Origin of the sequence: Undibacterium sp. (genome assembly GCF_030683615.1) — a bacterium.
Classification (GTDB): domain Bacteria; phylum Pseudomonadota; class Gammaproteobacteria; order Burkholderiales; family Burkholderiaceae_D; genus Undibacterium; species Undibacterium umbellatum.
Window position 1 is genome coordinate 1 of sequence record NZ_JAUXQE010000021.1, and the last position, 23,201, is coordinate 23,201.

Annotated in this window: 21 protein-coding genes; 12 read left to right on the forward strand and 9 right to left on the reverse strand. The window is 48.3% G+C overall.

Going from position 1 to position 23,201, the window contains the following annotated elements; genetic code table 11:
• The 9 genes from Q8K39_RS09455 to Q8K39_RS09495 form a co-directional block, all read left to right on the forward strand.
• Positions 1-637, forward strand: a 637-nt coding sequence (locus Q8K39_RS09455) for a methyl-accepting chemotaxis protein (RefSeq protein WP_305259674.1), incomplete at its 5' end; no start/stop codon positions are given.
• A 227-nt stretch (positions 638-864) separates the two neighbouring features.
• Positions 865-1,764, forward strand: a complete 900-nt coding sequence (locus Q8K39_RS09460; RefSeq protein WP_186951607.1) for a CheR family methyltransferase — start codon at positions 865-867, stop codon at positions 1,762-1,764.
• The gene (cheD, locus tag Q8K39_RS09465) at positions 1,761-2,369 is read left to right on the forward strand and encodes a chemoreceptor glutamine deamidase CheD (RefSeq protein ID WP_186951606.1); all 609 of its coding nucleotides are present in this window, start codon (positions 1,761-1,763) and stop codon (positions 2,367-2,369) included. The genes Q8K39_RS09460 and cheD overlap by 4 nt, the downstream gene beginning before the upstream one ends.
• 50 nt (positions 2,370-2,419) lie before the next feature.
• On the forward strand, positions 2,420-3,496 hold the full coding sequence (locus Q8K39_RS09470; protein ID WP_186951605.1) for a chemotaxis response regulator protein-glutamate methylesterase: 1,077 nt from the start codon (positions 2,420-2,422) through the stop codon (positions 3,494-3,496).
• Positions 3,497-3,599: 103 nt separating this feature from the next.
• Positions 3,600-3,989 (forward strand): chemotaxis response regulator CheY, encoded by a 390-nt coding sequence (cheY, locus tag Q8K39_RS09475; protein ID WP_110253727.1) that lies wholly within the window; start codon positions 3,600-3,602, stop codon positions 3,987-3,989.
• Positions 3,990-4,426: 437 nt separating this feature from the next.
• Positions 4,427-5,644, forward strand: coding sequence for an EAL and HDOD domain-containing protein (locus tag Q8K39_RS09480; RefSeq protein ID WP_186951604.1), 1,218 nt, complete (start codon positions 4,427-4,429; stop codon positions 5,642-5,644).
• Between the two features lie 143 nt (positions 5,645-5,787).
• Entirely contained in the window at positions 5,788-7,473 is a 1,686-nt protein-coding gene (locus tag Q8K39_RS09485; protein ID WP_186951603.1) for a phospholipid carrier-dependent glycosyltransferase, read from the forward strand.
• A 137-nt stretch (positions 7,474-7,610) separates the two neighbouring features.
• Positions 7,611-11,606 (forward strand): phosphoribosylformylglycinamidine synthase, encoded by a 3,996-nt coding sequence (gene purL / locus Q8K39_RS09490; RefSeq protein ID WP_305260305.1) that lies wholly within the window; start codon positions 7,611-7,613, stop codon positions 11,604-11,606.
• Between the two features lie 161 nt (positions 11,607-11,767).
• Positions 11,768-12,508, forward strand: coding sequence for an ABC transporter substrate-binding protein (locus Q8K39_RS09495; protein WP_305259685.1), 741 nt, complete (start codon positions 11,768-11,770; stop codon positions 12,506-12,508).
• Positions 12,509-12,575: 67 nt separating this feature from the next.
• On the opposite strand, the gene Q8K39_RS09500 is transcribed toward Q8K39_RS09495, so the two are convergent.
• From Q8K39_RS09500 to Q8K39_RS09535, 8 genes are all read right to left on the reverse strand, one after another.
• Complete coding sequence (locus Q8K39_RS09500) at positions 12,576-13,352, reverse strand: peptidylprolyl isomerase (RefSeq protein WP_305259687.1); 777 nt, start codon at positions 13,350-13,352, stop codon at positions 12,576-12,578.
• A gap of 50 nt (positions 13,353-13,402) precedes the next feature.
• A complete protein-coding gene (locus Q8K39_RS09505; protein ID WP_186951599.1) occupies positions 13,403-13,675 on the reverse strand; it encodes a BolA family transcriptional regulator in 273 nt (90 codons plus the stop codon).
• Positions 13,672-14,295 carry a septation protein A gene (locus Q8K39_RS09510; protein WP_186951598.1) on the reverse strand — a complete coding sequence of 208 codons (624 nt, stop codon included), beginning with the start codon at positions 14,293-14,295 and terminating at the stop codon, positions 13,672-13,674. The genes Q8K39_RS09505 and Q8K39_RS09510 overlap by 4 nt, the downstream gene beginning before the upstream one ends.
• Positions 14,296-14,305: 10 nt before the next feature.
• The gene (gene msrB / locus Q8K39_RS09515; RefSeq protein ID WP_222616372.1) at positions 14,306-14,701 is read right to left on the reverse strand and encodes a peptide-methionine (R)-S-oxide reductase MsrB; all 396 of its coding nucleotides are present in this window, start codon (positions 14,699-14,701) and stop codon (positions 14,306-14,308) included.
• A 26-nt stretch (positions 14,702-14,727) separates the two neighbouring features.
• The gene (locus Q8K39_RS09520) at positions 14,728-16,206 is read right to left on the reverse strand and encodes a YdiU family protein (RefSeq protein ID WP_305259689.1); all 1,479 of its coding nucleotides are present in this window, start codon (positions 16,204-16,206) and stop codon (positions 14,728-14,730) included.
• 97 nt (positions 16,207-16,303) lie between these two features.
• Positions 16,304-18,154 (reverse strand): chemotaxis protein CheA, encoded by a 1,851-nt coding sequence (locus Q8K39_RS09525; protein WP_305259690.1) that lies wholly within the window; start codon positions 18,152-18,154, stop codon positions 16,304-16,306.
• Complete coding sequence (locus Q8K39_RS09530) at positions 18,154-18,915, reverse strand: protein phosphatase CheZ (RefSeq protein WP_305259691.1); 762 nt, start codon at positions 18,913-18,915, stop codon at positions 18,154-18,156. The genes Q8K39_RS09525 and Q8K39_RS09530 overlap by 1 nt, the downstream gene beginning before the upstream one ends.
• Before the next feature lie 270 nt (positions 18,916-19,185).
• Positions 19,186-19,659, reverse strand: a complete 474-nt coding sequence (locus tag Q8K39_RS09535) for a putative toxin-antitoxin system toxin component, PIN family (protein ID WP_305259693.1) — start codon at positions 19,657-19,659, stop codon at positions 19,186-19,188.
• Positions 19,660-19,672: 13 nt separating this feature from the next.
• Between Q8K39_RS09535 and yaaA the strand changes: the two genes are divergently transcribed.
• Positions 19,673-20,449 carry a peroxide stress protein YaaA gene (gene yaaA, locus Q8K39_RS09540; RefSeq protein WP_305260308.1) on the forward strand — a complete coding sequence of 259 codons (777 nt, stop codon included), beginning with the start codon at positions 19,673-19,675 and terminating at the stop codon, positions 20,447-20,449.
• A gap of 61 nt (positions 20,450-20,510) precedes the next feature.
• On the opposite strand, the gene Q8K39_RS09545 is transcribed toward yaaA, so the two are convergent.
• Entirely contained in the window at positions 20,511-21,314 is an 804-nt protein-coding gene (locus Q8K39_RS09545) for an outer membrane protein assembly factor BamD (RefSeq protein WP_186951593.1), read from the reverse strand.
• Positions 21,315-21,357: 43 nt separating this feature from the next.
• Between Q8K39_RS09545 and Q8K39_RS09550 the strand changes: the two genes are divergently transcribed.
• Together Q8K39_RS09550 and pgeF are read left to right on the forward strand one after the other, a co-directional pair.
• Entirely contained in the window at positions 21,358-22,398 is a 1,041-nt protein-coding gene (locus Q8K39_RS09550; RefSeq protein ID WP_370868586.1) for an RluA family pseudouridine synthase, read from the forward strand.
• Entirely contained in the window at positions 22,395-23,198 is an 804-nt protein-coding gene (gene pgeF, locus Q8K39_RS09555; protein WP_305259698.1) for a peptidoglycan editing factor PgeF, read from the forward strand. The genes Q8K39_RS09550 and pgeF overlap by 4 nt, the downstream gene beginning before the upstream one ends.
• Positions 23,199-23,201: the final 3 nt, after the last annotated feature.

The window sequence follows — 23,201 nt, forward strand, 5'->3', positions numbered from 1 at the left end:
TATCGCCTTCCAGACCAATATCCTGGCCTTGAATGCGGCAGTGGAGGCCGCCAGGGCAGGTGAGCAGGGCCGCGGCTTTGCCGTGGTGGCGGCAGAAGTGCGCAACCTGGCGCAGCGTAGTGCCAGTGCTGCGAAAGAAATCAAATCGCTCATCAGTGATTCAGTAGACAAAGTCGATCAGGGTAGTAAGCTGGTAGATGAGGCTGGCAAGACCATGGATGAAATTGTCACCAGTGTCCAGCATGTGGCCGACATCATGAGCGAGATCACCGCAGCCAGCCAGGAACAAAGTTCAGGTATAGAACAAGTGAACCTGGCGATTACGCAAATGGATGAAATGACGCAACAGAATGCAGCCCTGGTTGAACAGGCGGCGGCTGCGGCAGAAAGCATGGAAGAACAGGCTGTCGCACTGGCCCAGGCAGTAAGCGTGTTCAAGCTGAACATTGCTGGAGGGCATGTCTCACACCAGTCAAAACCAGTGGTCAGCAAAGCAGTGAGCAAACCTGCTGCACCTGCCAGATCTGAGCTAAAAGCATTGCCAAGAGCAGCACCAGCAGGTACTTCTGGTGCTGGTGCCAGAGCTAGTAAGCCCGCAGTCGATGCAGGAAAGCAAGACGACTGGGAAGAGTTTTGACAGCTGCAGGATGATGGTAATTATGCAAAATTGGTGTTTGACTCATATTGCTAAGACTTGCATCAGCTTATTAAAGTGTTGTGAATCACGGATTTAGTTTAACTTAATTAACAGCAAATATTTTTTAGTCTGGCAAAATGCCTGTGTAGATATTGGTTGTCTGGATTTTTATTTGAAATCAGCTTTCGTCTCTGAAACAGGATGGGGAAAGTTTAGGAAAGCATTGAATGACAAAATCCATCGATAAAACCAGGTCGGATACTTCAAAAGAGTTTTCATTTAACTCAAGAGATTTTGACCGTGTCAGAGACTTGATTTATAAAAGAGCCGGCATTTCATTGGCTGATAGTAAGCAGGAAATGGTGTATAGCCGCTTGGCGCGTCGTTTGCGGGCGACGGGCATCAGTTCGTTTTCTGAATATCTTGATGGTTTGGAAAGTCATCAAATTGAGTCTGAATGGGAGGCGTTTACGAATGCGTTGACAACCAATCTGACTTCGTTTTTCAGGGAAGAGCATCATTTCCCTATCCTTGCTGAACATATTGCAAAAAAGCATGAAACAGTAAATATCTGGTGCTCAGCCAGTTCGACAGGGGAGGAGCCTTACTCTATTGCCATGACGCTTTGTGAGGCATTTGGAACGCTGCGTCCCCCTGCCCATATTATTGCAACGGATATAGATACCAATGTGCTCGAAACAGCCTCGCGAGGGGTCTATAACTTGGATCGCATAGAGAAATTGTCTGCAGAGAGAACACGCAAATTTTTTCTTAAAGGCAAAGGTGCGCAAGATGGCTTGGTCAGGGTGCGGCCCGAATTGAGGGATTTGATCACATTTAAGCAATTGAACTTATTGGAAGATAATTGGCCTTTGAACGGTGAGTTTGATGCAATTTTTTGTCGGAATGTCATGATATATTTTGACAAACCAACGCAAGGCAAAATTTTGAAGAAATTTGTTCCCTTGATGAAGCCGGATGGCCTCTTGTTCGCGGGTCATTCAGAGAATTTTCTGTATGTCTCGGATGATTTCAAGTTGAGAGGCAAGACGGTCTATGAACTGGCTAAATCCCATTCTTCAGGCACCAGACCGACATTGCGCCATTTGCAAAAGGGTAATCCATGAGCCAGCTAAGTGAAGAGCATTTTGCAACGAACGTCTATTACGACCGAACTTTCGATTGTGATGCTGCCAAAATATTGCCTGGTGAATTTTATTTCACTAACAAGGACATGCTGATCGTGACTGTTTTGGGATCTTGTGTTTCTGCATGCATACGCGATCGTGTGTCAGGCGTGGGCGGAATGAATCACTTCATGTTGCCCGATTCTGGTGGTGATGCAGATAACCCAGTGTCAGCATCCATGCGTTATGGAACCTATGCCATGGAAGTACTGATCAATGAATTGCTAAAGGCTGGTGCCAAGCGAGAAAATATGGAGGCGAAGGTATTTGGTGGTGGCAATGTCTTGCGCGGCTTTACAGCGATCAATGTCGGTGAGCGCAATGCGAAATTCGTGCTCGACTATTTGCGTGCAGAGAGAATGCGCGTCATTGCTGAGGATTTGAATGATATTTATCCGCGCAAAGTTTATTTTTTTCCTCGGACTGGCAAGGTTTTGGTCAAGAAACTCAAAGTGGAACATAACGATACCCTCAGAAGGCGTGAGCAGGATTATGCCAGCAGGCTCAAAACGACTTCAGTTGGTGGTGAAGTGGATTTGTTCTAGTTAATTAAGGTGTGGTGTCAGTATCTGGACAGCACACGGAGTAATTTTGAATGAAAATAAAAGTATTAATTGTCGATGACTCTGCGTTGATACGAAGTGTCATGAGCGAGATTATCAGTAGTCAGCCAGACATGGAAGTGGTCGGCGTGGCACCTGATCCATTGGTTGCGCGCGAATTGATCAAGCAGACTAATCCAGATGTGCTGACTTTGGATGTGGAAATGCCAAAAATGGACGGTTTGGATTTCCTTGAACGTTTGATGCGCTTGCGGCCCATGCCTGTCATCATGGTATCTTCTTTGACTGAGCGAGGCTCGGAGATCACTATGCGCGCGCTGGAATTGGGGGCGGTTGACTTTGTCACCAAACCCAAACTGTCCATACAAAGTGGCATGCGGGAATATACTGAGCTTATTGCCGACAAGGTTAGAATCGCCTCCAAGGCCAGAATTAGGCCAAGGAGTGTACCATTGGCAGGTTCTTCGCAGGCAACTGTTGGTGTATTGCCACAGGTGCGCAATCCACTGACCAGTAGTGAGAAACTCATTATTATTGGCGCGTCTACAGGAGGAACTGAGGCGATAAAAAATTTCCTGGTGCAGATGCCTTCTGACTGCCCGGGAATACTGATCACTCAGCATATGCCGGAAGGCTTTACACGCTCATTTGCAAAGCGTCTGGATGGTTTGTGCAAGATTTCAGTGTCTGAGGCAGCAGGTGGTGAGCGTGTCTTGCCTGGTCATGCCTACATCGCTCCAGGTCATTCTCATTTGTTGTTGGGGCGTAGTGGAGCCAACTATGTGACACAACTCGACCAGGGAGAGCCGGTAAATCGCCACAGGCCTTCGGTAGATGTCTTGTTCAGATCTGCTGCAACTTATGCAGGTAAGAATGCTGTTGGGGTGATTTTGACTGGTATGGGTAAAGACGGTGCGGCTGGAATGCTGGAAATGAAAAACGCCGGCGCATACAATTTTGCCCAAGATGAGGCAAGTTGTGTAGTATTTGGTATGCCGCGAGAAGCAATTGCAATTGGCGCGACACATGAGGTTGGCCCTTTGAATGAATTGCCCGCAAAGGTGCTGCATTATCTTGCAACGCATGGCAGTAGAGCCTTGAGGGTGTGACGTTTTGATAGAATTTAATGTGTTACAGTAATTTCAGCACCGTTTTATCTCAATTTGTCCGATAATGCTAATAACTGTCCTTAAAGAAATAGTGGAGTAATTCATGGCCGATCAAAATCTCAAATTTTTAGTAGTCGACGACTTTTCTACTATGCGTCGCATAGTGCGGAATTTGCTGAAAGAATTGGGATATTCCAATGTCGATGAAGCCGAAGACGGTGCAATGGGACTGGCAAAACTCAAGAATGGTGATTTCGATTTCGTCATTTCAGACTGGAATATGCCTAACATGGATGGACTGACGATGTTGCAGCATATCCGTGCAGATCCAGCTTTATCAAAAATGCCGGTATTGATGGTGACTGCTGAAGCCAAAAAAGAAAATATCATTGCTGCTGCCCAGGCGGGTGCCAATGGTTATGTGGTGAAGCCATTCACTGCAGCCACTCTGGATGAAAAACTGACGAAGATTTTCGAAAAACTTGGTAAATAGCAGGACAATCAGTTTTGCCTGGAGAGGAAAATGAGTCAGTGTATCAATCCAGATACTCAAGCAAAAAATCTCCCAGACAGAACAGGGTGTATCGTCAGGTTGTTGCGTAATAATTTTGCCATTTTGTAAATGGGCAAAACATTTCGCCGGAGATGCGCCGGATGTATATTGTCGCCTTGGTTCTGCTGCCAAAATAATGGAAATAACCGTGTAGGCATCCATCATGTTGTTAGCAATTCAATGCACGATTTATTGGGTGCTTGATGATGGCAACTGACAGTAAATGAGTAGATTGCAGGAGCCGTCTTGAATGGCACGCACATTAATCGACAACGCAATTCCGGGCTGCTTTAAATCAGAATTAACTTGATGATTTGCGTGGTAGCCTTGGAGGCTGAATTTTTCAATCATATTAATCCAACATAAATAATACTAAGATGATAGAAGAAAGCTTCATCGTAAGAGAACCCTTACTCGATCCTAAGCAGAGAGTTATTGGTTTTCAAATTTCCTGGCAGCAGCCAGATCAGAATGCAGAAGCAAGCACGGAAAGCCTGAGTGCTTTGCTTGAGTTTGTTGCTGTGCAATTGCATGATGACGACAAAGGTTTCTTGCTCGGTGATAGCCTGCTGTTCCTGGAAGCGGTACCTGAGTTATTGCATGCAGAGGGCTTGAAACTTCTTCCTGCCAAGAATACCGTATTGATACTTCATAAAAAATATTTTGCTGATCCTGAAACACTGGCGGCAGTGACAGAATTGCGCCAACTTGGTTATGGCATATGTTTGCGCGGCGCTGAAGTAACTACGCTGGAGCGCGCTTATTTTGCACAAATTACCCATCTCGAAGTTAAATTGAACGCGTCCAATTTTGCATCTCAGGCCAAGGTGTATGCAGCTCTGAAGCAGTCAACTGTCCGTATGGTGGCGCGCGATATCACTGCCTGGCAGGATTTTGACGCTTGCTCAGCATTGGGACTGGATAGCTTTGTCGGTAAACTGCATTTGACACCAAGGCCAAGCACTGCACCCAAAACTTTAAATACCTCGCAAACGACTATTTTGCAATTAATGGAAATGGTTAGAAAAAATGCGGACATCCAGCAGCTAGAAGCAGTAGTCAAGCGCGATGCGACTCTGGCGTATAAGCTTTTGCGTTACATTAATTCTGCTGGTTTTGGTTTGCGTTCTGAAGTGCAATCCTTGAAGCATGCGGTCCAGATGCTGGGCTATAGTCCCTTGTATCGATGGCTGACACTGTTGTTGGCTACTGCCAGTACCAGTGGTTATTCCCCGGTATTGTTGGAGACTGCCATCGTTCGTGGTCGTCTTGCCGAGATTCTGGGGCAAAGCAAAATGTCCAAGAGTGAAGCGGAAAATCTGTTTGTGGCGGGCATGTTCTCTTTGTTGGACAGGCTCTTGGGCATTCCTATGGAAGAAGTGCTGTCATCCATACAATTGCCTGAGGTTGTTACCGAGGCGCTAATATCTCGCGGCGGCACTTACGGCCCATTCCTGGCGCTGGCTGAGGCATGTGAATTGAATAGCATGTTGGTTGGTTCTTTGGCTGAATCTTTGAAGATTACTCCACCGGACCTGAATGCGGCACACATGGCGGCCTTGGTGTGGGCAAAAAATGTTGCATCCGTAGCCTGAATAAACTGTACACCTCCAAAAAGACAAGCATATTGCTTGTCTTTTTTTTGCTTTATTCATCAAGAATGGATACAGTTCGCTACTTGAAAAAAATTCGCCAATTCTCTCTTTGAATTGTCCTTAGGGAATCATTCTTTACCAACATGAGTGCTGTACAAGCTGAAATTGAAGTGCATCAAACAAGCATACCGGTCTGGCTGGTGTGGTCAGTGACGTTCTTCTTTTTGGCTTATGGTCTGGGCTGTTACCCTATACTGGACAATAATGAAGGTCTTTACGCGGAAATTCCAAGGGAAATGCTGGCATCAGGGGATTGGCGCCATTGGATCATCCCTCATCTTAATGGCTTGGCGTATATGGAGAAGCCACCCCTGTTATATTGGTTGACAGCGATTTCCTTTGCTATTTTTGGTGAAAATGAATGGTCTGCCCGACTAGTACCAGCATTTTCAGCACTCTCATGTGTGGCTATGATTCTATGGTTTGGTCGGCAGATTGAGCGGGTTACTGCTGCCAGACTAGCTGCATTAATGTTTATTACTGGCTTTGGCGTCATGGCCATGTCGCGCACCCTGATGTTCGATATGCTCTTGACAGTGTTTTTTACGGGCGCTGTGATGAATGGCTATTTATTTAGTCGATCTGGGGCCAGGGAAAAACTCAATTGGTCTTTGGGCTTGCTAGCTTTTGCGTTGTTGGCCAAGGGTTTTGTGGCGATTATTTTATTTGTTGCCGTCACCTTCACCTACACCGCGCTGTTTTCCAGTTCGGTGTCAGATTTTCTAAAAAGAATTATTGCCTGGTTTAATCCTAAGGCACTAGGTATTTTCTTGCTGATAGCCTTGCCCTGGCATATTGCTGCGATACTAGCTGAGCCTATATTTGCCTGGTTTTATTTTATCAATGAACATGTGCTGCGTTTTTTGGGTAAGCGTGAGCCGCATGATTATTATGCTGGTGCCTGGTGGTATTACTTGCCTCGGATGGTGATTTATCTTTTTCCCTGGTCTTTCTTTTTGCCGGTGCTTTTGTTTGTCAAAACCAGGAATCCATGTCAAAGAATGCTGCATATTTTCCTGGCATGTGCATGGATCATGCCAGTGCTGTTCTTTTCTGTATCCAGTGCCAAAGCGAACTACTACCTCGTCGTAGTCATGCCTCTCGTCGCCCTGCAACTTGCAATAGCCCTGGAAGACAGGCAATTTGGGCGAGCATGGGGCAGGGGGCTGGTTGGCTTGGTCATGGCGCTATTGTTTGGGGCGCTCGCTTGGCTGGCAAGCAAGCAAGGTACGTCTCAATTTTCTTCTTTGCTTGTCTTCGGTATGCAAAGCATGCAATTTTTTCAGGCATTTATGATTTCTGCGTGCATAGTAAGTCTATGCGTCGCGCTTATCGTGTGGCGTTTGCCACGCTTAGGGATTTTCCCTTTTGCGGCATTGCCTGCGCTGATTCTGGTTGGATTGATTGGTGTCCTGCAGGCGGCAGCGCAATGGACATCGACCCAACCCCTGGTAGCGGAATTGTCTGCAATGAAAATCAAGCGCGAAGTGTTTTTGTTTAGAGTCTTTGAACATCAGTCTTCTCTGCCATTTTATTTGAGGCAGCCAGTGAGGGTAGTTGAAAGTCGAAGTAGTGATTTGTTCTGGGGTAATAAATTGCACAAAAATAATATTGTTATTTCAGACATGATTTTCGACAAGATTACAGACCAACAATTGGTTAGCCTGATTGTGCTAGACGAGGATATGCCTAGTTTTATTGATAAAAAATATGTATCAAAATTCAAAAACAGTAAAAAAATTGGTCGTAGCACCCTGTTTATGAATTGAGTTTGGCTGACAAGACAATTTCTTCCTGCTGGCGTCTGGAGTCGGGTAGGTCATCAAGGTATAATCACGCTTTCTGATCCAACCAGCACTTGTGCACGGCAGGTTTTGTGTACATTGCTTCAACTACCTCGCTCACCATGTTGATATTGCCAGGCTCCAACGCCCTGTCTGCTTTTCGTACCTCCGGTCTTCTTTCTCGCTTACAAGCTGTCGATGCCAATATTGTTGGCGTCAGTGGTCGCTATGTTCATTTTGTCGATACTACATCTGAACTGGTCAAGGAAGACGCTGATCGCCTGAATGCTTTGCTGGTGTATGGCGATGCATTTGCCGCTAGTAGTGAAGGGGATGTGTTTGTTGTCATTCCGCGCTTTGGCACGATCTCTCCATGGGCCAGCAAGGCCACAGATATCGTCCACAATTGCGGTATGACGCATATCCATCGTCTCGAACGCGGCATTATCTACTATGTGCAGGTAAAGACTGGATTGCTCGGTGGTGCCAAGAAACTCGCTGATGGCAGCCGTGAGCAAGTAGCCGCACTTTTGCATGATCGCATGACAGAAATGGTGCTGTCCGATGCGCAGCAAGCACAGGCGCTGTTCTCTGAACTGGTTGCTAAAGATCTGGAGCATGTTGATGTATTGCATGGTGGCAAGGCTGCCCTGTTGCAAGCCAATACTGAACTGGGTCTGGCCTTATCTGATGATGAGATTGATTATCTGGTTGATGCCTTCACCATAGCGAAACGTAATCCTACTGACGTTGAACTGATGATGTTTGCCCAAGCAAACAGCGAACATTGTCGTCACAAGATTTTCAATGCAGACTGGACTATCGATGGTCAGAAACAGGATAAATCCCTGTTCCAGATGATCAAGAATACCCACGAGCTTCAACCTAAGGGCACCATCGTTGCCTATAGCGATAATTCTTCCATCATGGAAGGTGCGGTGGTCAATCGTTTCTTCCCTTCTGGTAAGGGTCAGGTCTATCAGGTCACAGAAGAACTGACGCATACCCTGATGAAGGTGGAAACGCATAATCACCCAACCGCCATTTCTCCATTCTCAGGCGCTTCTACTGGCGCTGGTGGTGAAATTCGCGATGAGGGTGCGACCGGTCGTGGTGCCCGTCCAAAAGCGGGCCTGACCGGCTTTACTGTATCCAACCTGATGTTGCCAGGCGCACGCCAGGCCTGGGAAAATGCTGGTGACAGCTTGACTGCAAAAGTCGATGCGAATGCCTACGGCAAGCCAGACCGCATTGCTTCACCGCTACAAATCATGATAGAGGGCCCTTTGGGTGGCGCGGCTTTCAATAATGAATTTGGTCGTCCTGTTCTTGGTGGTTATTTCCGGACCTTCGAGCAAAACGTCGGTGGCACGGTGTATGGCTATCATAAGCCCATCATGATTGCTGGTGGTATCGGCAATATTTCGGACAGGCACACCAAAAAGAATGATTTGCCAGTAGGCAGTCTGTTGATACAACTGGGTGGCCCCGGCATGCGCATAGGCATGGGCGGTAGTGCGGCTTCTTCGATGGCGACAGGTACTAACACGGCGGATCTGGATTTTGATTCTGTGCAACGTGGTAATCCTGAGATGGAGCGTCGTGCTCAGGAGGTCATCAATTCCTGCTGGCAGTTGGGCGATGATAATCCTGTCTTGTCCATTCATGACGTAGGTGCCGGCGGCCTGTCGAATGCCTTCCCGGAAATCACTAATGATGCCAAACGTGGCGCCTTGTTTGATTTGCGCAAAGTGCCGCTGGAAGAAAGCGGCATGGCCCCGAAAGAAATCTGGAGCAATGAATCGCAGGAGCGATATGTCCTGGGTATTGCACCGGAAAGCCTGGAGCTGTTCCGCCATTTCTGCGAACGTGAGCGTTGCCCGTTTGCCGTGGTTGGTACCGCGACTGAAGAACGCCAGTTGCGCGTCATCGATCCGCTAAACGACACCTCACCGGTGGATATGCCTATGAATGTCTTGCTGGGCAAACCACCCAAGATGCATAGGGATGTTACCCATGTCAGCAATGACTTCCCTAAAATTGATTTGACAGGCATCGATCTGCAAGTTGCTGCTGAACGCGTGCTGAGCCTGCCCACAGTCGCGGACAAGTCCTTCCTGATCACCATTGGTGACCGCACAGTTGGTGCGACTTCAGTGCGTGACCAGATGGTGGGGCCATGGCAAGTGCCAGTAGCAGATTGTGCCGTGACGACCATGAGCCTGGAAGGCTATCTGGGTGAAGCAATGTCCATGGGTGAGCGTACACCGCTGGCCGTGATTGATGCTGCGGCATCGGGCCGTATGGCAGTCGGTGAAGCAATCACCAATATCGCTGCTGCACCAATCAAGGATATTTCGGACATCAAATTGTCGGCCAACTGGATGGCGGCCTGCGGCCAGCCTGGCCAGGATGCTGCCTTGTTTGATACTGTAAAAGCAGTCGGCATGGAATTATGTCCAGCACTGGGCATTAGTATCCCGGTCGGTAAAGATTCTCTGTCCATGCGTACTACCTGGAAGGATGAAGGAGGAAGTAAGGCGGTGACTTCGCCAGTATCGCTGATTATTTCTGCTTTCTCGCCAGTCTATGACGTGCGCAAGTCGCTGACACCGCAGATACGTCTGGATTTGGGCGATACCAGCCTAATTTTGATCGATTTGGGTCGTGGTAAGAATCGCCTTGGTGCGTCCTGCTTCGCGCAAGTCATGCAGCAGTTGGGCAACGACGCGCCTGATGTCGATAGTGCTGAAGACTTGAAAGCTTTCTTTGCTGCTATCCAGCAGTTGAATAGAGAAGACAAATTGCTGGCTTACCATGACCGCTCTGACGGTGGCCTGTACGCCAGTCTGTGTGAAATGGCTTTTGCTGGTCGCGCTGGCTTGTCCGTCAATCTCGATATCCTGACCATGGATAGCGAGCATGCGGCAGACCAGGGTGATGCCAAGAACTGGGCCAGCCAGGTGTCTGAACGTCGTAATGACATGACATTGCGCGCCTTGTTCAATGAAGAGCTGGGTGCCGTGATACAAGTGCGCACTGAACAACGTTCAGAAGTCATGGACGTCTTGCGCAGCTTTAATCTTGGTGCCTGCAGCCATATCATCGGCAAGCCAAACAATAGTGGCGTCATAGAATTTACCCGCGATGCCAAGCAAATCTATACTCAACCGAGAACTGCCTTGCACCAGTTGTGGAGTAAAACCAGTTGGCAAATCGCCCGTCTGCGCGACAACCCGGCAGGTGCTGATGCCGAATATGCACGCATCATCGATGCCAATGATCCAGGCATGCAGCCCAAGCTAAGTTTCGATCCGCAGCAAGACGTGGCAGCGCCATTCATTGCGACTGGCGTGCGCCCGAAGGTTGCCATCCTGCGTGAGCAGGGCGTGAATTCGCATATAGAAACTGCTTATGTCATGCACAAGTCCGGTTTTGAGGCAGTTGACGTACACATGAGTGACTTGATTGCTGGTCGCGCAAAACTGACTGACTTCAAGGGTTTGATCGCCGTTGGTGGCTTCTCTTATGGTGACGTACTTGGGGCAGGTGAAGGCTGGGCAAAAACTATTCTGTTCAATGCCATGATGTCTGATCAGTTCTCGCAATTTTTCCATCGCGACGATACTTTTGGCTTGGGTATCTGTAATGGTTGCCAGATGATGAGTAATCTGAAATCCATCATCCCTGGTGCGCATGCTTGGCCCAAATTCACTAAGAATAAGTCTGAACAATTCGAGGGCCGTTTTGCCATGGTGGAGGTGGCTGAGTCTGCTTCCATCTTCTTCCAAGGTATGGCTGGCACTCAAACACCTATCGCGATTGCCCATGGCGAAGGTTTTGCTGACTTCTCAACGACGGGTGATATTGCCAGGGCACAGGTTGCCATGCGCTTTATTAATAATGCCGGCCTGGCAACGGAAGCTTATCCTTACAATCCAAATGGTTCGCCGCAGGGCATTACATCGGTCACCAATGAAGACGGTCGCTTTACCGTGTTGATGCCGCATGCAGAACGTGTGTTCCGCTCCGTGTTGCATTCATGGCATCCAGATGGTTGGGGCGAAGATTCTCCGTGGATGCGCATGTTCCGTAATGCACGGGTATTTGTTAGTTAGGTTTTTGAAGGCGCAGACTACAGGGCGAAATCATGGAAATGATTTCGCCCGTTTTATTTAATCCATGTCTTGTGAAGTTGCTTTACATTTGGATTAATATGAATGCGTTGGGAGGCGCAGCTTTCCCTATAATGAATCGTCAGGGAAACTTCTCTAGATAAATGCAATATTTGTTATTCTTTACGTTGTTGTTTGCCTTGCATGCTACTGCAGCAGCAGAGCGTTTGCGTGCCTGCGGTGGTGACGGTAACTGGCCACCCATGTCTTATGTCAAGGTGGCTGGGGCGGCTGTTGAGGGGCTGTCCGCCGATGTGATGCGAAGTATCTTTGCCGATCCCAAGATAGAGCTCAGACCCTGGGCGCGTTGCCTGTTTGAAGTGCAGGCACGTGAGGGTTTTGATATCGTAATGTCGATATTCAAGAATCCCGAACGCGAGAAGATTTACCTCTTTTCTCGTAGTTATCACAGCCTCACACCGTCCTACCTGTATTCTGCCAGGCGCTTCCCGCAACCACCCCTGCAAGCGCTCAGTGATCTGGAAAAATACAAAGTATGTTCGTTGCACGGCTCATCCACTTTTTACACTAAACTGCCCGCATCGGCGATTGAGAGTGGGGCGACCAGTTATACTAGTCTGATGCGCAAGATAGAGCGCGGCCATTGCGACATCGTGGTGGATATGCAGGAAGTATTGTGGGGATTTGCGCGCCTGAGCCTTTTGCCTCTGGATATGAGTACTTATAAAATACTCAGTCTGCCGCAGACAGAAAAGTACCCTTTGCATTTCGGCGTCAGCAAAGAGCACCCACAGGCAGCACAAATCATCGAGCAATTGGATAAGGGGCTGGCTGAGTTGCAGCGTAATGGCAAGTTGAACAGCATAATTGGCAAATACCAATAGCATGGTGTGGAAAGCAAAAAAGAGGTGCATATGCACCTCCTTTTTTATCAAGCAGAGCTAGATGGAATCACTGTATCTTGGCTTTTTTGATCAGTGCTTGCTGATATGCCTGGACGCGCTGCTGCTGCAAACCTTCTACAAACTGAGGTTTGACTTCTTCTACGGTAGGAAACTTTGCAGTACGGGTATCATCCAGTTTGATGATATGGAAGCCAGCTTGGGATTTCACAGGTGCTTCAGTGAATTGACCTTTTTGCAGGGCTTTTACAGCTGTTGCAAAAGTTGGATCCCAGTTATTAGGAGTCGACCATTCCAAGTCGCCGCCTTTGGAAGCAGAGCCAGCATCTTTTGATTGCTTGGCAAGTTCTTCGAACTTGGCACCGGCTTTCAGTTTGGAGATAACGGCTTTGGCGTCATCTTCTTTCTCCAGCAAGATGTGGTACAGGTGATATTCTTTATCGCCAGCCTGTGCTTTCAACTTGTCATACTCGGCTTGTACTTCTGCATCGCTAACAGGGCTCTTTTTCAATTGCTCTATCATCAGCGCGCGCACCAGTATGGATTGACGGCTTGCTTCGATGGCTTGCTTTACTTCAGCGTTATTTGCTAATCCTGATTTTTCCGCTTCTTGTATCAATACTTCGCGGTTAATCAGTTCCTGCTTCAACATGGCGCGCAATTGCGGGCTGTCTTGCTGTTGTCCTTGAGCAGTTACTTGTTTGACTAATATTTCAAGGCGGCTGGCGGGGATTGCTTTGCCATTGACCGTAGCCAGATTTTGAGCCATTGCAGGGAGGGCAGTTGCAAGAAGTACTACCAGCAAATGAGCAGGTTTAAAAGTCATTGTCTGTTCCTAAATAACAAAATAAAAAAAACGGATTATAAATAAACTGCTTAGGTCGCTATCTCTGACGGACTTAATGCCACAATATTGAGGGCATGAATTTCCGTTTGCATCATATCGCCAACGGCATCATACACTAGTCGATGGCGGGAAATACGGTTTAATCCGTCAAATTGCTGACAAACTATTCTTACACTGTAATGACCTGCGCCACCGGCAGCACCAGCATGGCCGCGATGTGCTTCGGAGTCATCTGTTAGTTGACATTGCGCAGGCTGCAAGGTTTCCGTCAGGCGCGCTAATATTTTCTCCTGACGTGTCATTGTGCTGGTTCTTCCATGTATTTAGCTAAAAACAGGCTTTGGATGATGATAAATGCTGGCATGATGGCAACAACAGCAAGTAGTTTGAAGTTCGCCCAGGTGTCCGTAGAGAAATTAAACGCTACATACAGATTGACGAATCCCATGAGCAAGAAGAAAAGCATCCAGGCATAGCTGAGGCGTGTCCAGATTTGCTCAGGCAGTTTGATTTGCTCGCCCATTGCCATTTGAATCAGGTTTTTCTTGAAAACAAGCTGAGCCAGGGCAAAAGCACCAAAGTAACACCAGTACAGCACGGTGGGCTTCCATTTAATGAAGGCTTCGCTCTGGAAATACAGGGTCGCGCCACCAAACACCATGATGATGATGAAGGAGATCCACAACATGGCATCGACTTTTTTACGACGCACGACCAGGTAGCCAATCTGGCATATGGATGCGACCAGAGTAAGCGCTGTTGCCAACAATATAGGGGCCAGTTCGGCGCTTGTTACGCCTCCTGATACTACGCTGGAAAAATAATCGGATACCAGGGATTGTGCAGTAGCAGGATTTCTCTCACCCCATTTAAAGGTGACAAAAAATAAAACTACCGGAAACATGTCAAAGAGAAATTTCATTTACAGACAATTAGGTTGCAGGGTCAAATTTCAAGGAGGCGGAATTGATGCAATACCGCAATCTCGTAGGTGGTGGCCCATCCGGGAATACATGTCCCAGATGGGCGTCGCAGATATTACACAATATCTCAGTGCGCGTCATGCCATGAGATGTATCAATTTTCTCACGCACATAGGCTGGATTAATTGCTTTGAAGTAACTTGGCCATCCGCAGCCAGAATCAAACTTAGCATCTGAAGTGAATAAGGGGGTGCTGCAACAGACACAGGTGTAGGTGCCGACCTCATGGTGGTCCCAAAATTTGCCACTGAAAGCACGTTCGGTAGCTGCATGCCGGGTGACTTCATACTCCATGGAGCTGAGCTGCGCTTTCCACTCGGCATCCGATTTGACGATTTTACTCATAATTTCCTCTGAAATTCTTTTTCATATCAGGATGAACAGCTGACTTCCAGATGTTTGGCCCAGTCGGGTGGCAATTCTGCATAGCCGTCATGTTCCACTTGTTCGTCATACGGGTTTTCCAGAATATTCAATAATTTCCTGACTTCTGAAAAATCCTTTTTTTGCGCTTTTTCTATCGCTACTTGGGCAAGATAATTTCTTAAAATATATTTCGGATTGACTGACAACATGCTGGTTTGACGAGTCTGTTCATCACTTTGTTCCATAGCCAGGCGAGCACGATAATTAATCAGCCACATGTCCAGGCCATCTCTATCCAAAAACAAATCACGCAGTAGTTCATCCTTGGTCGATTTATGATCTGAAAGCTTACTTAAATGACGGAAACTCAGGGTAAAGTCGGCATGATTACTTTGCAATAAAGTGAAAAAGCCAGCGAATAAGTCCAGATCACCTTCGTGATCTGTCTTCAGGCCAAACTTTTGATGCATGAGTTCTGTCCATTTCTGTCGATAAACGGCTGGATAATGGCTCAGTGCAGCGTTGGTGTCGTCGACGCTGCCTATGAGCGGGGACAGAGCTTGCGCCAAAGCCTGGCAATTCCAGTTGCCTATGGCTGGTTGCATGCGGTAGGAATAGCGCCCTTGCTGGTCGGTATGGTTACAAATGTGTTTTTCATCGTAAGCTTCCATGAAGCCGAAAGGACCATAGTCCAAAGTCTGACCCAAGATGGACATATTGTCGGTATTCATGACCCCGTGCATAAAGCCAACAGCCTGCCAGTGAGCCATCAATTCAGCCGTGCGTGTGGTGACGGTGGAAAGCAATACCTGGTAGGGATTATTTTCTGCCAGCAGTTCAGGGTAAGACTGTGCAATGACATAATCGGCAAGCAAGCGCAGGTCGTCCATCCTGTCGTTGTAATACCAATGTTCAAAAGAGCCAAAGCGTACAAAGCTGGGTGCTACACGGGCGACGACGGCGCTGCTTTCTGGCGTTTCGCGAAAAACCATTTGGTCTGAACCGATAACGCACAGTGCGCGTGAAGTGGGGATGCTCAACGCCGCCATTGCTTCCGAACATAAAAATTCGCGTATGGAAGAGCGCAATACTGCACGCCCATCACCCATGCGCGAATAAGGCGTCATGCCTGCGCCTTTCAACTGGATTTCCAGATGCTGGTCAGCGTGGGACCTGCCACCTAGTAGCAAGGCGCGGCCGTCACCCAGTTGACCAGCCCAGACACCAAACTGATGACCCGAGTATACGGCTGCCAAAGGCTTGCTGCCCGGCAGGACCTGGTTGCCGGAAAAATAATCGAGAAATTCAGGTGAATTCAGGCTGGCCTGATCCAGGTTTAATTGCGCAGTAACTTCAGCGCTGGCTGCCACCAGATAAGGCTTGTCTATGGGGCTGGCGGAAAGATGGGTATGGAAATGCGGAGGAAGATCAGCAAATTGATTCTCCAGCACGAAATCCTGCAGAGAGAGTGGGGGAGTGGTCATGAGGCGCCGTATGGCTATAAAAAGAATAAACGCATTTTGACAGATTTGGCCAAAATGCGTTTATCAGGTGCTTTGCTACTTAAATTAATACTGCAACTCAGGCGGTAATGCGTTCCCTTGTCTTGCAACCATCAATCAGGAAGGACAGGCTGATTACCAGGACCAGCTCACCTTCAGCAGAACGGGCAGTGCCGGTAATGCCCGGTGTGCTGATGCAGGTTAGTGGCTTGATCACCAGATCTGCTGTGCCATCTACCGCATCTACAGACAGGATGTATGGGCTGGGGGCGGCAATGACAATGCCAACTCTTTCAGATGCTGGCGTATAGCCCAGTATCTTGCCTAGTGACTTGACGGGTAAAGGCCGGCCAAGATCACGCAATACTGGTTGGCCACCGACGCTTTCAAAGGTTTCTGGTAATTCAACCACGCGCTGTACTGTCGCCATTGGCAATGCCAGTGAAGCACCATCGGTGCGAACTAGCATGGTCGGTACGATAGACAGCTCAATCGGCAGACGGATCAGAAAGGTTGTACCTGATCCCAATTGAGAGGCAATTCGTATCGCGCCACGGTGGCGTTCAACGGCGGTTTTTACCACGTCCATGCCTACGCCGCGGCCAGATACGCTGGATGCGACTTCCTTGGTAGAGAAGCCTGGCAAGAACACCAGTTGGAAAGCTTCGTCATCCGTACGGGCATCATGCATATTGATTAAGCCTTTGGAGACGGCTTTATCACGCAGTCTTTGCGCATCCATGCCTTTGCCGTCATCAGTCACTTCTATCATGACGCTGCTGGCTTCCTGCCAGGCTTTCAATGAAATCGTAGCGCGGGGTGACTTGTTGGCATTGATGCGCTCTTCAGCGGTTTCTATGCCATGATCAAGCGCATTGCGCAGCATATGCACCAGCGGGTCGTACAAGCTGTCAACGACAACACGATCCACTTCAGTCTCGGCACCAGCAATGTTCAGGTCTACTTCTTTACCGAGGTCACGTGCCAGTTCCCTGATCAATCTGGGGAACTTCTGGAACAAACGTCCCACTGGTTGCATGCGGGTTGCAAGTGTGGCACGTTGCAACTCGGTTGAATAGCGAGATGCTCGGGTCAGTGTCTCTGTCAAAGCTGACATCAAGGGCGCAGCTTGCCCATCAAACTTGAATTGCGAGAGTTTTTCCAGAAGTACAGCGGCCTGATTTGCGGCTTGCACAGATTCGCCTGCAACTTCGAGCAAGACATTCAACTTGACCGCATCAATACGTATGCTTTCTTCTTTGGCAGGCGCATTTTGCTTGACTTCTCCTCCAGAGAGTGAAGATTTGACAGCTTCTGTTTCTTCTCTTGGTGTTGGAGCGTGTACGTCTTCTGTCTGTGCTTCCTCGGCTTCTGCCTCGACTACATCTTCGGGCAGGGTGCCAGGTGGCGTCACAGCACGGTAGTAAGCATTCCAGTCGACTTCACCGGTTTCAGCTTTTTTAGCCTCCGGAGCTGCAGCTCTTACTTCGGCTTTGGGTGCTTCTGGCGTTTTTGCTTTGGCTGCTGCTGGTTTCTTGCTGACACCCTTCATTTCTATGGCATCAGTCAACATTTTTTCCAGTGACTTGGGCATGGTGGACAATTTGTCCGGCTCAGTACCATTATTCAGCGCAGTCAGCTGGTCAGCTACAAAGCCACTGGCTTCAAGCGCTGCTTCTATGGCTTCTGGCGTGACAGGTACTTGGCCTGTGCGCAAAGCGTCGAAGAGATTTTCGGTCAAGTGGCATGCCGACACCATGGCGCTCAAATTCATGAAGCCTGCGCCACCCTTGATTGTATGGAACGACCGGAATACGGCATTGAGCGTATTCATGTCGCCGGGATTGCGCTCGAGTGACAGTAGATGTTCTTCTACATTGGTCGCCAGATCGAGCGCTTCGACGACAAATTCTTTGAGCATGTCATCCATTAGAAGCCCAGACTATCAAGTAGGTTATCTACATCATCCTGTTCCAAAGCTGCGTTCGGGACGGAAGGGCCTTCCATCAATTCTACTGCTTTTTCTTTCAGATCAGATGGTGCATTATCCAGGAGTATCTGTGCAAGCTCGTGTTCCACACGTTTATTGATGGCGACCACTTTTTTAATTAGCTGGCCAGTCAGATCCTGAAAGTCCTGCGCCATCATGATGTCCAACAGGCGCGCCTTTTCAGCATCTGTAGCAGTCAGTACAACGTTGGCAAAGGCTTTGGAGTCGGTTGCGAGAGACTTGAATTCTTCAACGCTGAGTTTGCCATCGAATAATTCTGTCCAGCGCGCGTCCATGGATTTGGCTTTTTTTGCCAGTTCATCTTGTTCGGGCATGCCCAAGTCTGTTGCATTCAAGACTTTGTTGGCTGCCTGCTCGGTCAGGGTGGCGACATATTCCAGTCTGCCCTGAGCATCCGCGATTTGTACTGCGACATCAGACAGAGATCGGTCATAGCCCAACTCGCGCATGGAGTCGTGCAACATTCTCACCAGCCCGCCCAAACGATCAAACATTGGTAGGCTAGAGTCAGCGTCGCCACCATGAAGATTGAATTTGACAGGAGGGGCTTCCTGCAATGGTGAAGCGCTGCTCGTGGCGGGCGGAGTCTCTTCGGAAGTCGCGGTGGCTACATTGGTTTCCAGGCGCTGATTGGCCATTTCCTCAAACAATGCGTCCAGATCATCTGCTGAATCGGTCATAGTCCTTTGTTCTCCATAATCGCATTGATCATTGTGTAAAACATTCACGAATGTCATGGTGTGTCAGCGAGAGTATGCAGAAATTATCTGATGTAGCTGCCATTCAGATACTAAGATTCCGCATGGACTCCGGTCATTTTCCCAATTTAATTTCAATAAATTCGGGTTTAATTTAATGCATGAACAAGACTGCTTTTTGCTCTCGTTCATAGTAGCAGGACATTACCGAAGAATAACTCAGAGTAATAAAATTTGTCATCCTTTTGTTGGTCACGATGCAGTTTTGTCACATTCTTTTACGTAAGTTCGCAAAAATTGTTCTGGAGTCTCTATCCTGAACATTCCCGCTTGCTTCATTTTTCTGGCGAGCTTGAGTAAAGCCTTGTCTTTGGTGATTAATACATCTGCCTGTGCGTCGCGCGCAATTTCCAGGAACTTCTGGTCATCTTTGTCACTACAGACTGGGAGTTTACATCCGGTGTCAGCGGGCGAGAGGCAATTGATGTTTGCATCAAACACAGCAGTGACCGCTGTTGCGTTTTCGTGTCTGGCCGCTAGGTGGGGGTAATTGAGTACAGCTATCCATTCATCGCGACAGTCTGCGCGTGTTATTGCCTGCAACTGCCCACTGCCGAGGCCCTGGAGCAAAACAGACCATCTGGAATCTTTGAATACAAATAAATCCAGGCATACATTGGTGTCAATCACTACGCGCTTAGGTATGATGTCGGTCATTTTTGTCATTTATATTCAATTTATGCTCATTGTATTATCTCCAGCCAAGAGCCTGGACTTTGACACAGTTGTAAAGTCCAGAACGGTGACCACTCCCCATTTTTTGGACGAAGCCGCCGAGCTGATAGCCATTGCGAGGACCTATAAGCCCGAACAATTGGCGGACTTGATGGGCATTTCGCCGGCCCTGGCGCAACTTAATGTCCAACGCTTTGCCGATTGGCAGGTGCAAGCGACGCCATTAAATAGCAAGCAGGCAGTTTTCGCGTTTAATGGGGACGTTTACGAAGGGCTGAATGCTGCCAGCCTGACTGCGTCACAGTTAAAGTACTTACAAAATCATGTGCGCATTTTGTCTGGTTTGTACGGTTTGTTGAGGCCGTTTGATGCCTTGCAAGCATACCGCCTGGAAATGGGAACAAGACTCAATAACGTTCACGGTAAAAATTTATATGCCTTTTGGGGAGATAAAATAAGTTTGTTATTGAGTGATGTTATTCAGCAACAAAAATCCAAGAATTTGGTGAATCTGGCTTCGGATGAGTACTTTAAAGCTGTCAAACCAGCTTTATTGGGCGCACCAGTGATCTCTCCAGTTTTCAAGGATTGGAAGAATGGTCAATACAAAATCATTTCTTTCTATGCAAAACGCGCCAGGGGCTTAATGGCCAAGTATAGTGCGCAGCATGCGATACGCAAGGTCGAAGACTTGAAAGCCTTTTCCGAGGAGGGGTATACCTATTGCGAAGAAGAATCGACCAAGCTCAGCTGGGTATTTCGCCGAAAAATTGAAGATTAAGATGCAAAATCAACATCCACCAGACCGTCAGTCGAGCTGGTGGATGCAGAAATTTGCGGATCTACCAGAATTTCCACCATGCGGTGTTTGCCTTACCTTTGCCTGTCAGGTAGTCACTTTTCGGGAAGTTTTGCAGGAATACTCTGTTGGCGTCATCGCGCAACTCTGTCATACCCATGGCATCGTAAGAGCGTATCAGGATAAACATCGCTTCTTCAATGGAAGGTGCATCTGGATATTCCTTGATTGCTGCCTGGGCGCGGTTGGCCGCTGCCAGGTAGGCACCGCGGCGCAAATAATAGCGTGCCACGTGCACGTCGTATTGTGCCAGGGCATTCACCAGATATTTCATGCGCAAGATCGCGTCTGGCGTATACTTACTGTCTGGGAACTGGGTTGCCAGTTGTTTGAAGGCGTCAAAAGAGTCGCGGGAGGCTTTTGGGTCGCGTTCAGTAATATCCTGATTGGCCAAGAAATTCAATAAACCGACCTGGTCATTGAAATTGATGACGCCGCGCAAATAGTACATATAGTCTACGTGGCTATGATTTGGGTGCAACTTGATGAAACGTTCAACTGCCGCCAATGCCTGGGCTTGATCGCCTTGCTTGTAATAAGCGTAGGCAGTTTCCATTTGAGCTTGTTGTGCATACGTACCAAAAGGAAAGCGAGATTCCAGCTTTTCAAAGTACTGAACTGCTCTTTCATAGCTCCCACTAGACATTTCGTCTTTTGCTTCAGCGTATAATTTTGATGCTGACCAGGTTCTGGTCTCATCGCCTTTTTCGCCAAACACCCCGCAGCCGCTTAAACTTAAGGACGCGGCAACAGCCAGAACCAGCAATTTCAAAGATTTAATGTGCATAAATTTGTGCGTGAGCATGAAAACAATTTACGGATTATAGCCGATGGCAAAAAATGTGAAACAAACTACTACAGTGATTTTGTCAGATTCCGACCTGGAGACTGAATTTGAAGAGCTGAATGATAGCGCCGAAGCGGACGAAGATTTTTCGCCGGTAGTCGAAAACATAGAATTAAAGCTCACATCAGAAGCCTGTGGTGAGCGTTTGGACAAGACTTTGTCCAAACTGGTTCCCCAATATTCCAGAAGTCGCATCCAGCAATGGATAGAGGCAGGCTTTGTCAGTGTTGATGGCAAACCAGGTCGTGGCAAAATGACCATGTTGGGTGATGAAAAAATCATTATTGAGCCGCAAGCAGCGCCTGACGAAGGTGCTTATGCGCCTGAAGACATCGCTTTGAACGTGGTGTATGAAGATGATGACATTCTAGTCATCAATAAACCGGCTGATATGGTAGTGCACCCGGCAGCTGGTAACTGGTCAGGTACTTTGCTGAATGGCTTACTGTATCGCTGGCCTGCTTTGCTGGGCGTGCCGCGTGCCGGCATCGTCCATAGGCTGGATAAAGATACCTCGGGCCTGATGGTCGTCGCAAAAACCCTGATTGCCCATACTGAACTGGTGCGCCAGTTGCAGGACAGGACAGTCAAACGTGAATATAATGCGCTGGTATGGGGTACACCTAATTTGTCAGGTACAGTAGATGCGCCTATGGCCAGACATCCGCGTGATCGCATCAAGATGGCAGTTTCACAAAGCATGCTCGCCAAACCAGCAGTCACGCATTTCCAGCGTGTAGCAGCTGGTATGCTGGAAAAATTTCCTGTCAGTCTGGTGGCCTGCCAACTCGAAACTGGTCGCACTCATCAGATACGTGTGCATATGTTGTCATTAGGTTTTCCTTTGGTTGGCGATCCTTTGTATGGCAAGCAGCATCTGGCGCGTTTCTTTAATCGCCAGGCATTGCAAGCGCGCAAGCTGGGTTTGACGCACCCGACCACAGGTGAGCATGTGGAGTGGGAAATCCCGTTGGCTGATGACTTCGCAGCATTGCTGCTGCAGGCTGGCATACAGACAGTATGAAATCGGACAGCAAGGTCCTAACTGCACTTGCTCCTTTCCCGGTAGTGCTGCCCAACTGGCAGCATGCGCCCGCCGCCGTGCGGGCGTTCACCACTACCCGTCACGGCGGGTTCAGCAATGGTCCCTATGGAGAAGCGGCCGGCAGCGCTGGCCTCAATCTCGGTGACCATGTCAACGACAACCCGGTCGCAGTAAAACATAATCGGGATAAATTAAATCTGCTATTGCCTTCAGATGTCATATTCTTATCACAAGTGCATGGCAATATAATACTTGATGCGGCTGATCTCGCTGCTGGCAATATCGGCGATGCCGTGCTCAGTACGCAAGTTGGCCAGGTCTGCGCAGTGTTAACTGCGGATTGTTTACCCGTCTTATTCACTGACGTTTCTGGTAAGGTGGTTGCAGCAGCGCATGCGGGCTGGCGTGGTTTGGCATCAGGAGTGTTACAAAATACTGTGACAGCCATGCGTGCCAAGGGTGCGCAAGAAATTATCGCCTGGCTTGGTCCGGCGATAGGGCCGCAAGAATTTGAGGTTGGGCGCGATGTATTGGATGTTTTTGCTGCGCAGGTTCCTGATGTGCAGGCTTATTTTGAAGCGGAAGCCAGCCAGGATGGTTCGGAAAAATATCTGGCTGATCTGTATGGGCTGGCAAGAAAATTGCTCAATGACGTAGGCCTTAGTCAGGTTGCTGGTGGTGACCGCTGTACGGTGACCGAAGTTGCGGAATTTTATTCTTATCGCCGTGACAGAGTTACCGGAAGAATGGCCAGCCTGATCTGGATAGCACCAAATTAACAA